The sequence below is a fragment of the Luteimonas qiangzhengi genome (assembly GCF_039548515.1).
Lineage (GTDB): Bacteria > Pseudomonadota > Gammaproteobacteria > Xanthomonadales > Xanthomonadaceae > Luteimonas.
The window spans coordinates 87490-98915 of sequence record NZ_JBCLVE010000015.1 but is presented as its reverse complement, the minus strand read 5'-3'; the positions used below and the strand labels follow the sequence as shown (position 1 = coordinate 98915).

Below are 11426 nucleotides of genomic sequence, written 5' to 3'. Positions count from 1 at the left end.
GAGTGGACGGGTCAGGTGCCGCCGGCAGTGGAGGGCCAGCGCTGGCGGCAGGCAGGGCAGTGTGGCTGGCGGAAGAGATCCTGCCCCATGAGCCGGCGCTCAGGCGCTGGCTGCGCGAGAGACTTACGCTCCCGGGAACGGATGCGGACGATATCGTGCAGGAGAGCTACGCCAGGCTGGCGGGGCTGGATTGCATTGCGCACGTACGCGAGCCACGCGCCTATCTGTTCACGGTTGCCCGGTCTGTGGTGTACCACCATCTACGCAGGTCGCAGGTGGTGGCCTTCGAGACGGTCGCCGAGCTCGACGGTTTGGGGGCGGAGGCGCCGGGCTCGGACTCTCCCGAGCGCTTCGCCTCTTCGCGCCAGCAGCTGGCCCTGGCCCATGAACTGTTGGCCGCGTTGCCCAATCGCTGTCGTGAGGTGTTCAGCCTGCGCCGCATCGAGGGCCTGTCGCAGCGTGAGGTGGCTGAGAAGCTGCGGATCAGCCAGAGCACGGTAGAAAAACACATGATCAAGGCGCTGCGGCTGCTGATGGCGGGCGTTGGTGCCGGGTCAGCGGCGTCCACGACGGCGCCGTCCTTGAGTCGCCCCGGGAGGGTGGAGCGCTCGCATGGAAAGCGGTGACCGCATGGACATTGATGCCGCCGCCGCGGCATGGGTGGTGCGTGAGGATCGCGGAGCGCTGAGCGCTGCCGAAGTCTCCGAGCGCGACCGTTGGCTGGCCGCGTCCAGCCGCCATTTTGGCGCCTATGCGCGGGCGCGTGCCGTGCTGGCCTGGACGGATCGCGTGCCGGCGGTGCCGGCCGCACGATCCTGGGGGCGACGCAGCGCCTGGCTGCTGGCGACCGCTGCCACGCTGGTTGTGGCCTTTGCCGGCGTCCTGCTGCTGGCATGGCCGCAGGGCACGCTGCACCACACCGCCCGCGGGGAGATCCTGCGGGTGGCGCTGAAGGACGGGTCCGTGCTCACCCTCGACGCGGATACCCGGGTGCGCACGCGCATGCATGCCGACCGACGCGAACTGCAGTTGCTGTCCGGAACCGCTCTGTTTGACGTGGCTAGTGACCCCGAGCGCCCGTTCACCGTGGAGGCAGACGGCACCCGCGTGACTGCGGTGGGCACCCGTTTCAGCATCAGCCTGGACGGCCGCGGCAGCGCCGGTGCCGGGCCGGTGGAAGTGCTGGTCAGTGAGGGCGTGGTGGACGTGACGGACAGCGGGCCGGCACCGGTGCCGGCGCGTTTGCATGCGGGCATGCGCGCTGTTGCGCGCCCTTCTACCGGGATTGCCGTGGACCGGATCGAGGACACCGAGCTGGATCGGCGCCTGCTGTGGCGGGAAGGCATGCTGTCCTTCAACGGCGACACCCTGTCGGTGGCGGCGGCGCGCTTCCGGCGCTACAGCGACGTGCCGATCCTCATCGAGGATCCCCGCGTTGGCAGCCGGCGCGTGGTGGGCCTGTACCCCGCCAACGATCCGGCGGGGTTTGCCCGCAACGTGGCCGTCAGCCTGGGGCTGGAGGTCGAGGATGTGAGTGGCGGAGTGCGCCTGAGTGCGCCCGCGATGGGCGTCACTGCTGACAGCCTGCAACTGCAATGAGGAAATCATTCATGCACAAGTCCCTTCCCGGTGTGATGGCGCCGGCCCTGATTGCGGCCGTCGCAACCCTGTGGGCGGTGGGCAGCGCCCACGCCGGCCTGCTGATCCGAGATGCGCAGGTGCTGGACGCGGAGACCGACCAGCCGCACGCGGTCGACGTGCTGGTTGAGGACGGGCGGATTGTCCGGATTGGCTCCGGGCTTCCCACCGAGGAAGCCACCCGGGTGGTGGATGGCAGCGGAATGTCGCTGGTGCCCGGCATGCTCGATCTGCATACGCACTGGACCCCGAATACACGACCGGCCGCGCTGCCGGAGATTGCCAATGCCTATCTCGATGCCGGTGTGACCACGGTGGCGGACTACCACCAGCAGCCGGAGGCTCATGCGCCGCGGCGGGATTGGCTTTCCGACCTGGCTGCTCCCAGCGTGCAGTTCGGCGCGCGCATGAGCACCCCGCTGGGCCACGGCGCCGACTGGGCCGACCAGGCCACCACCCGCTGGGTCAATTCCCCGGCCGCGGCCCGCGCTGCGGTGCAGGAGATCGCGGCCTATGGGCCTGACTTCATCAAGGCCTTCACCGATGGCTGGCGCTACAACAATGCGCCCGACAACACGAGCATGGACGAAGCCACGCTGACCGCGCTGGTGGACGAGGCCCATCGCCATGGCATCAAGGTTTTCAGCCATACGGTAACCGTGGAGCGGGCCAAGCAGGCCGCGAGGGCAGGCGTGGACCTGATTGCCCACAGCATCCTCGACCGGTCCGTGGATGATGAGCTGATCGCGCTGATGCGTGAGCACGGCACCGCCTACGGTCCCAGCTTGGCGGTGTATGAGCCCGTACGCGTGGGTGATGCGCCACCCGCGGATCCGGAAAGTCCGGTGCTGCAGCAGCGGCGGCGCAATTTTGACGTGGCCCTGGCCAATGTGAAGCGCCTGCATGACGCCGGGATACAGGTGGTGGTAGCAACCGATGCGGGCATGCCCGGCACCCCCCACGGCCGTGCTGCTACCCGCGAGTTGGAACTGCTGGTGCGCGCCGGACTGAGTGCGCGCCAAGCGCTGCACGCGGCAACCGCGGGAGCGGCCATGGTGCTGGGCACAGCCGACCGCGGAGTGCTGGCCGAAGGCCGGCGGGCAGATCTGGTGTTGGTGCAGGGGGCGCCGTGGGATGACGTGACTGCAATGCAGCGGGTGCAGCGCGTCTTCCTTGCGGGTGAGGAGGTGACCGGGCCGGATGCCAGCCGCCCGTCAGGCAACGAGCGCGCCAGCCTGCCCCCTCGCGTCTTGTCCGCGCTGATTGATGACTTCGAGCGGGCCGACGGCCGCACGTCGCTGGACACCTTGCGCATCAGTGACGCCGACGGTGGTAACGACAGAACCTGGCAGTCGAGCCTGCGCATCGCCCGTCCGGATGGCGAAGGACATGTACTGTCCACCCACGCACGGCTTTCACATTCCGACCGCGCCTATGCCGCAGTGCTGCTGCCGCTGTCGCGCGGCTCCGTGGCCCCCGCCAACCTGGAGAATTGGGGAGGCTTGTCTTTCCAGGCGAGGGGTGAAGCCGGAACCGTACGGGTGGAAATCCGCGGGCAGGAGGGGCGGCGCTGGGCGCATGAGTTCCAGCTGGGGCCCGGATGGCAGGACTACCAGGTGCCGTGGACCGGGTTCGCCGGCTTGCCGCCCTGGCGCGGCGATGGTGACCCGCCCACATGGCGTGGAGACGATGCCATGCAGATCGCATTTTCGGTGAGTGGGGCGCCCGGTGCTGCGGCATGGTTCGAGCTGGATGAGGTACGCCTGATCGGCGTCCAGGCAGGAGCGTCGCCTTGATCGGCTGTGCTGTGCTGGCGGCACTGCTGGCGGTCGCCACGGCGAGCGGAACGGATGCCAGGGCCGATGTCGGTAGAGAGGCACGCATCAGCGCGGGCCAATCCCAGGTGCGCGCCGAGGTGGAAGCCTGGGCGGGGTCGCAGGCACGGCTGGCTCAGGCGATCTGGGAGCAGCCGGAGCTTGGCTATCAGGAGGAACTGGCCTCTTCCATGCTCCAGGAGCAGTTGCTCCAGGCCGGGTTTGAAATCGAGGCCGGAGTGGCTGGTATGCCGACGGCCTTTGTTGCCCGCGCTGGCCGCCGTGGCAGCGGCCCGGTGATCGCGCTGCTGGCGGAGATGGACGCACTGCCGGACATGTCCCAGCAGGCCGGTCCGCAGCGTTTGCCGCTGCCCGGGCACGATGCCGGGCACGCCTGTGGCCACAACCTGTTTGGCGCCGGCGCGGTGGGTGCTGCCCGGGCGATCGCGCACTGGCTGGACAGCAGTGGGCAGGAAGGCGAGATCCGGGTCTACGGAACGCCCGCCGAGGAGGGTGGGTCGGGCAAGGTCTTCATGGTCCGCGCCGGCCTGTTCGACGACGTGGATATTGCCCTGCACTGGCACCCCTCGGACAGCAACTCCGCGGCGCAGTCCACCAGTCTGGCCAACATCAGCGGCAAGTTCCGCTTCCACGGCGTGGCCTCCCATGCGGCGATCGCGCCCGAGCGCGGACGCTCCGCGCTGGACGGTGTGGAAGCCCTCAATCACATGGCCAATATGCTGCGGGAACACGTGCCCGATGGCACCCGCATCCATTACGCGATCACCGATGGCGGCCGCGCTCCCAACGTGGTGCCCGCCCAGGCCGAGGTTTACTACTACGTGCGCCACACGCGGGGAGAGGTGGTGCAGGAGGTGTTCGAGCGGCTGAACGATGCCGCCCGTGGGGCGGCGCTGGGCACAGGTACGCAGGTGGAATTCGAACCGCTGGGCGGGGTGCACGGGCTGCTGCCCAATGATGCGCTGGGCCAGGTGATGGATCGCGCGCTGCGGGCCGTTGGCGGCATTGAATACAGCCCTGCGGAGCAGCGGTTTGCTGAGCAGATGCAGCAGAGCCTGGAGCGCCAGCGGCCGCTGGAATCGGCCATGCAGGTAGGAGAATACCGGGCCGACATGCAGGGACTGGCGTCCACCGACGTGGGCGACGTCAGCCAGGTGGTGCCGACCGCGGGGCTGTCCACCGCCAGCTGGGTGCCGGGGACGCCGGCACACAGCTGGCAGGCGGTGGCGGCGTCCGGCATGTCGATCGGCCAGCGCGGCGCACTCAATGCGGCGGCGGTGCTGGCCATGGCGACGGTCGAGCTGTTCTCGAATCCCGAGCTGGTGGCCGCAGCCCGCAGCGAGTTCGAACAGCGGCGCGGCGATGATCCCTACGTCCCCCTGCTGCGGCGCGGTACCCCGCCACTCGACTACCGGGCTGCCCCCCGCAACGATTCCTGAGTCGCTTACGATGTTCCTGCCCGCCCTGATGGCCGGGCGGAAGGCGAAGGAGCAGGCAATGGCGGCTGGGCAGTCCAGGTGGCGCTGGGAGATGGAGACCGAGCAGGACGTGCTGCGTATCTCGATCGCGGTGATCGTGGTGTTCGCCGTGCTGGGGATCGTGCTTGGGCTGCTGTCGGGCTCGTTCGCGATCGTGTTCGACGGGGTGTATTCGCTGATTGATGCCAGCATGACCACGGTGGCGCTGCTGGTGGCCAACCTGATATCGACCTCCACCGCCGGGGACATGCGCAACAAGCGCCTGGTGGAGCGCTTCACCATGGGGTTCTGGCACCTGGAGCCGATCGTGCTGGGGGTGACGGGACTGCTGCTGACCGGGGCGGCGATGTACGCGCTGATCAGCGCGATCGATTCGTTCATGACCGGTGGGCGCGAGCTGCATTTCGGGCGCGCGCTGGGCTATGCCGCCATCACACTGGTGACCTGCATCGTGATGTGGGTGTTCGAGACGCGGGCCAACCGGCGCATCGGCTCCAGCTTCGTGGCCCTGGACGCCAAGGGCTGGTTGATGGCCGCGCTGCTCGCCGGGGCGCTGCTGGTCGCGTTTGCGGCCGGGCTGCTGGTGGAAGGAACGCAGTGGGCCTGGATGGCGCCCTACATTGATCCGGCGGTGCTGATGCTGGTCTGCCTGGTGATCATCCCGATGCCGCTGGGCACCATCCGCCAGGCGCTCAAGGACATCCTGCTGGTGACCCCGCAGGACCTGAAGGACCACGTTGATGCCGTGGCCGGGCAGGTGGTGCAACGTTATGAATTCATCGACCACCGGGCCTATGTGGCACGGGTCGGGCGCGGCCGGCAGATCGAGCTGGTGTTCATCGTCCCGGCCAACGGGCCGGCACGCCAGGTGGAAGAGTGGGATCTGCTGCGCGAGCGCATCAGCGAGGCGCTCGGCGGTGAGGATGCCAACCGCTGGCTGACGATCGAGTTCACTGCCGATCCCGACTGGGCCTGACAGCCGGCGCGGCGAACGAACGCCACAGGGCAATTGCTACACTGGCGAAAACGTGAACAGGGGCACGTTGGACAGCATGTCAGGCATGGGTACATCCATGCGCTGCACTTCGGCGCGTGCTTTGCGAGCCCTGGCGGCCGTGGGGCTGGCATGCGCGTGCCTGGCCGCCATGCTCGCCCCGAGCCCGGCCCGGGCCCTGGACCCGACGCAGCCGACCGGGCGCTACACGGTCACCCTCTGGAATGCGGACGACGGCCTGCCGCACGGCCAGGTCCACGCGATCGGCCAGGACGGTAACGGTTTCCTGTGGGTCGCGACCTGGGAAGGCACGGTGCGTTTCGACGGGCGCAAGTTCCGCGAAGTCGAGGACCTGAACCACCCTGATGGCCGGCGCCTGGCGTCGCGCCAGATCATGCGCCACGGGGACGGCATGCTGGTGTCGGTTGATCACCTTGGACTGATGTACGTGCCCGATGGCGGGCGTGCGCGCCCGGCCTGCGTGGATGCTCCCGCGCTGGAGGCTGCACGGTTGGCACCTGGCATCGATGGCGACTACTGGATCGTCGCCCGCGACGGCCTGTACCGGGCCGACGGGGCCGGTGCATGCGTGCGCGCCGAGGGTGGCGAGGCGCTGGCCGAACTCGGGGTGCTGGCCCTGCTGGCGCGTGCGGATGGAAGCCTCCTGGCCGGCAACCGGCACGGCCTGTATCGCTGGAACGAAGGCAGTCTGGAGGCGCTGGGCGCAGGTCTGGGACTGCCTGCGGGTGAGATCCGGGACCTGGAGCAGGCGCAGGACGGCGCCTTGTGGATCGCCGCCGAACATGGCCTCTGGCGGCTTCGCGGGGATCGGCTGGAGCAGCTGCGCAAAGGTGCGGCCGAAGGGCTCATCCAGGATCGGCAGGGCGCGCTCTGGGTCGCGGCCACCGACAGCACGCTGCTGCGCTACTGGCAGGGTGAGTGGCAACAGCTGGACCAGCGCCACGGCATCGAAGGCTTCGCTTCGGGTGCGCTGTTCGAAGGGCGCGAGGGGCTGGTCTGGATGGGGACCACGCACGGCCTGTTCCGCGTGGGCGACGGGCCGGCCTGGGGCCTGGGCAAGGAGCAGGGGCTGCGCAACGATTTCGTCCGCAGCCTGGTGGAAACGCCGGATGGCCAGGTCTGGGTGGGGCATTCCGGTGGTTTGAGCCGCCTCCGCGATGGGCAGGTCGAGGTTCTGATGCCCCGGCCGGGATGGCCGGCGTCGTCGGTGCTGTCGCTGGCGCCGGCTTCCGATGGCGGCGTCTGGGCGGGCACCTACAACCGCGGCGTGATGCACCTCGATCCCGGTGCCGAGGCACATGCGCGCCCGCTGGTTCCGGAAGGCAGTCCGCTGGCCACCGAGCATGTGCGCGCGCTGCTGGAGGATCCCGAAGGGATGCTGTGGATCGGCACCGAGCGCGGACTCAAGGCCTGGCGGGACGGCCTGGTGGACGAGCAGCCCTTGCCCACGCTGCCGACGCTTCCGGTCCGCGCCCTGCACCACGTCGACGACGGCACGCTCTGGATCGGCCTGCTCGGCGGGCTGGCACGACGCGGAGCCGATGGCCGCCTTGTGGTACTGGAGCCGGAGATCGATTTCCCGGCGCTGTCCGCCTTCGACTTCCTGTCCGATCCCGACGGCACGCTCTGGATTGCCAGCGATCGCGGCGTGCTGCGCCATCGCGATGGCGCCTTCAGGCTTTACGGGCGGCGGCAGGGGCTGACCGGAAGCGCGCTGTTCCGGATTCTTTCCGATGACTTCGGCAACCTCTGGGTCAGCAGCAACGAGGGCGTGAGCCGGATGCCGCGCGCCTCCTTCGACGAAATCGACCGTGGCGATGCCGTGCAGCTGGACATCCAGTCCTTCACCCGCGACGACGGCATGCCCAGCCGCCAGGCCAACGGCGGCAGCTCGCCGGCCGGCTGGCGCATGGCCAGCGGCGAACTGTGGATGCCGACCGCGGCGGGGATCGCGGTGTTCGATCCGGCCCGGACCGTGGATGCGTCCGCCAGCAAGGTCTCGTTGGTGATCGATCGGGTCCTGGTGGACGGTATGCCGGCGACCGACGTCCCGCCTGGCGGGCGCGTGCTGATCCAGTACACCGGCATCAGCCAGCGCAGTCCGAACAGCCTGCGCTACCGCTACCGGATGCAGGGCGTTGACGCCGACTGGATCGAAGCCGGCACGGCCGGCGAAGTGAGCTATGCCCAGCTGCCGGCGGGCACCCTGCAATTCGAGGTCCAGGTGGCGCGGGCGCCGGCGGACTGGTCGCGCCCGGCCAACCACGCGCAGGTGGAGCTCCGGGTCGCGACCCCCTGGTGGGCGCGCACGAGCGTGCGGCTGCTCGGCCTGTCGCTGTTTGCGCTGGTGCTCGCTGGCCTGCACGCCTGGTCGGGTCGCCGCCAGCGCGCACGTCAGCGTCGGCTCGAGTTCAAGGTCGCGCAGCGCACCGAGGAGCTGCGCGAGAAGAATGCCGAGCTGGTGCAGGCCTCACGCGAGCGCGAGCAGCTGATGGAAAAGCTTGCTCATCAGGCACACCACGATTCCCTGACCGGCCTGCCTAATCGCCGCGCCTGCGACCTGCGGCTGGAGTCCGCGGTGGCCCGCGCCGAAGCCACCGGCAGCCCGCTGTGCGTGGCCCTGCTCGATGTCGACCGCTTCAAGGCCATCAACGATCGCCACGGGCACCAGACCGGTGATCAGGTCCTGGCGCACGTGGGCGCGCGCCTGCTCGACTCCCTGCGCGATCCGTCGGTGTTCGTGGGGCGGACCGGTGGCGAGGAGTTCCTGGTGGTGCTCCACGACATGACCCTGGACGATGCGCTGCCCCGGCTGGAGCAGGTGCGCAGGGATATCGCCGCGATGCGGGTCGCATCACTTGGCGACGACCTGGCGTGCACCATCAGCGCGGGCCTGGTGGAACGCGCTGATGGCGAGCTGCCGGACGACCTGCTGCGACGTGCCGACGAACGCCTGTACGAGGCCAAGCGCAGCGGCCGGGACCGCGTCGTCACTGGCTGAGTCAGGCCGCATCCCCGCCGGGGGACAGGTGCGTCGCTCAGCTGCGCTTGGCGCGGGCGAAGGCGTCGGCCAGCGCGTTGTTGGCCGGCGGCGCCGATGGCTTCGGTGCGTTGCCTGCGGGGCGTCCGCCACGTGGGCCGCCACCTGGCCGGCCGCGTCCGTCGCGCTCACTGCGCCGTGCATCCTGGCGCTCCTCGCGCGGCTGGGGCGTGTCGTCCAGGCGTCGGGTCAGGGCGATGCGCTTGCGCGCCACGTCCACCTCCAGCACCTTCACCTTGACGATGTCGCCGGCCTTCACCACCTCGCGCGGGTCCTTCACGTAGCGGTCTGACAGCGCGGAGATATGCACCAGGCCGTCCTGGTGCACGCCGATGTCGACGAATGCGCCGAACGCGGCCACGTTGCTGACCACGCCTTCCAGGATCATGCCCTCGCGCAGATCCTTGATGTCCTCCACGCCCTCGGCGAACACCGCCGCCTTGAACTCCGGGCGCGGATCGCGGCCGGGCTTCTCCAACTCGGCGAGGATGTCGCGCACGGTCGGCTCGCCAAAGCGATCGTCCATGTAGTCGCGGGCCTTGAGCGTGCGCACGAAAGAGGCGTCGCCCACCAGCGCGCGGATCGGCTTGCCGGTCGCGGCCACGATGCGCTCGACCACCGGATAGGTTTCCGGGTGCACCGCGGAGGCGTCCAGCGGCTCGTCGCCGTCGGCGATGCGCAGGAATCCGGCGCACTGCTCGAACGTCTTCTCGCCCAGGCGCGGCACCTTCAGCAGGTCCTTGCGGCGCTTGAACGGCCCGTTGGCGTCGCGGTGGGCCACGATATTGGTTGCCACGGTGGAGGACAGCCCGGACACCCGCGCCAAAAGTGGCGCCGAGGCGGTGTTCACGTACACGCCAACCGCGTTCACGCAGTCCTCGACCCGCGCATCCAGCGCACGCGCCAGCTTGAACTGGTCCACGTCGTGCTGGTACTGGCCAACGCCAATGGCCTTGGGCTCGATCTTGACCAGTTCGGCCAGCGGGTCCTGCAGGCGGCGGGCGATCGACACTGCGCCGCGGATCGACACATCAAGGTCGGGGAATTCCTTCGCCGCCAGCTCCGAGGCCGAGTACACCGAAGCGCCGGCCTCGCTGACCACGATCTTCTGCATCTTCAGCTCGGGGGTGAGCTTGAGCAGGTCGCCGGCCAGCCGGTCGGTCTCACGCGACGCGGTGCCGTTGCCGATGGCGATCAGCTGCACGCCGTGCGCGGTGCACAGCTTCTTCAGCGCGGCCAGCGACTGGTCCCACTGGCGGCGTGGTTCATGCGGAAAGATGGTGTCGGTGGCGACCAGCTTGCCGGTGGCATCGACCACCGCCACCTTGGTCCCGGTGCGCAGGCCCGGATCCAGTCCAAGCACGGCTTTCGGGCCGGCGGGCGCGGCCAGCATCAGGTCCTTGAGGTTGTCGCCGAACACCGCGATGGCTTCGGCCTCCGCCTTCTCCCGCGCCTGGCCGAACAGATCCAGCATCAGGTGCAGGTGCAGCTTGGCTTTCCAGGCCAGCCGGCAGGCGGTACGCAGCCAGGCGTCGGCCGGGCGGCCCTGATCCTGGATGCCGGCGTTGTGTGCCACCCGGCCTTCGGCATAGGCGTGGCCGGCGTCGGCGTCGCTGCCGGGTTCCAGGTCCAGGGTGAGGAATTCCTCGCGGCGGCCGCGGAACAGCGCCAGCAGGCGGTGCGAAGGGATCTTCGCCAATACTTCGGCGTGATCGAAGTAGTCGCGGAATTTCTCGCCCGTGGCCTCCTTGCCTTCGATCACCTTCGCGCGGATCACGCCCTCGCGGGTCAGCCACTCGCGCAGCTCGCCCACCAGCGCGGCGTCTTCGCCCCAGCGCTCGATCAGGATCGCGCGGGCGCCATCCAGCGCCGCCTTGGCATCGGCCACGCCCTTGTCGGCATCGACGAACCCGGCCGCGAACTCCTCCGGCACCCGGGCCGGATCGGCCAGCAGGCCATCGGCCAGCGGCTCCAGACCGGCCTCGCGAGCGATCTGGGCACGGGTGCGGCGCTTGGGCTTGTAGGGCAGGTACAGGTCTTCCAGTCGCGCCTTGCTGTCGGCGGCCTCGATGTCGGCGCGCAGCTCGTCGCCCAGCTTGCCCTGCTCGTCGATGCTGGCAAGGATCGCGGCGCGGCGGTCTTCCAGCTCGCGCAGGTAGCCAAGGCGGGTTTCCAGGTCACGCAGCTGGGTGTCGTCCAGACCCCCGGTCACTTCCTTGCGGTAGCGGGCGATGAAGGGCACCGTCGCGCCTTCGTCGAGCAGGCCCACGGCGGATTCCACCTGGCTGCGCTGGGCGCCGATTTCCTCGGCAATGGTCTGGGCGATCTTGCGCATGAGCGCGGGGGCTGAATCGGACATCGGCATTCTGGATCGGGCGGCACGGGCCGCGGAGCCAGCCATTGTGGCCGCATGGCGCTGG

General features: G+C 69.4%; 7 protein-coding genes. 6 read left to right on the top strand and 1 reads right to left on the bottom strand.

The window, feature by feature from the left end:
- Window positions 1-2 precede the first annotated feature (2 nt).
- From WCE59_RS12295 to WCE59_RS12270, 6 genes are all read left to right on the top strand, one after another.
- A complete protein-coding gene (locus tag WCE59_RS12295) occupies window positions 3-626 on the top strand; it encodes an RNA polymerase sigma factor (protein WP_343259070.1) in 624 nt (207 codons plus the stop codon).
- Window positions 613-1599, top strand: a complete 987-nt coding sequence (locus tag WCE59_RS12290; RefSeq protein ID WP_343259069.1) for a FecR family protein — start codon at window positions 613-615, stop codon at window positions 1597-1599. Before WCE59_RS12295 ends, WCE59_RS12290 begins: the two co-directional genes overlap by 14 nt.
- 11 nt (window positions 1600-1610) lie before the next feature.
- On the top strand, window positions 1611-3434 hold the full coding sequence (locus WCE59_RS12285; RefSeq protein WP_343259068.1) for an amidohydrolase family protein: 1824 nt from the start codon (window positions 1611-1613) through the stop codon (window positions 3432-3434).
- Window positions 3431-4912: an amidohydrolase gene (locus tag WCE59_RS12280; RefSeq protein WP_343259067.1), complete on the top strand. Its 1482-nt coding sequence runs from the start codon at window positions 3431-3433 to the stop codon at window positions 4910-4912. The genes WCE59_RS12285 and WCE59_RS12280 overlap by 4 nt, the downstream gene beginning before the upstream one ends.
- Window positions 4913-4922: 10 nt before the next feature.
- Complete coding sequence (locus WCE59_RS12275) at window positions 4923-5927, top strand: cation diffusion facilitator family transporter (protein ID WP_343259066.1); 1005 nt, start codon at window positions 4923-4925, stop codon at window positions 5925-5927.
- Between the two features lie 169 nt (window positions 5928-6096).
- Complete coding sequence (locus WCE59_RS12270) at window positions 6097-8967, top strand: diguanylate cyclase domain-containing protein (RefSeq protein WP_343259065.1); 2871 nt, start codon at window positions 6097-6099, stop codon at window positions 8965-8967.
- Between the two features lie 37 nt (window positions 8968-9004).
- Here the strand turns inward: WCE59_RS12270 and WCE59_RS12265 are convergent, their stop codons facing one another.
- Window positions 9005-11365: a Tex family protein gene (locus WCE59_RS12265; protein ID WP_343259064.1), complete on the bottom strand. Its 2361-nt coding sequence runs from the start codon at window positions 11363-11365 to the stop codon at window positions 9005-9007.
- Between the last annotated feature and the right edge of the window lie 61 nt (window positions 11366-11426).

Bases quoted from the DNA above. Each gene is read 5' to 3' on its own strand.
- WCE59_RS12290 (WP_343259069.1), top strand. From the start codon at position 613: ATGGAAAGCGGTGACCGCATGGACATTGATGCCGCCGCCGCGGCATGG.
- WCE59_RS12285 (WP_343259068.1), top strand. From the start codon at position 1,611: ATGCACAAGTCCCTTCCCGGTGTGATGGCGCCGGCCCTGATTGCGGCC.
- WCE59_RS12275 (WP_343259066.1), top strand. From the start codon at position 4,923: ATGTTCCTGCCCGCCCTGATGGCCGGGCGGAAGGCGAAGGAGCAGGCA.
- WCE59_RS12270 (WP_343259065.1), top strand. From the start codon at position 6,097: ATGCTCGCCCCGAGCCCGGCCCGGGCCCTGGACCCGACGCAGCCGACC.
- WCE59_RS12265 (WP_343259064.1), bottom strand. From the start codon at position 11,365: ATGTCCGATTCAGCCCCCGCGCTCATGCGCAAGATCGCCCAGACCATT.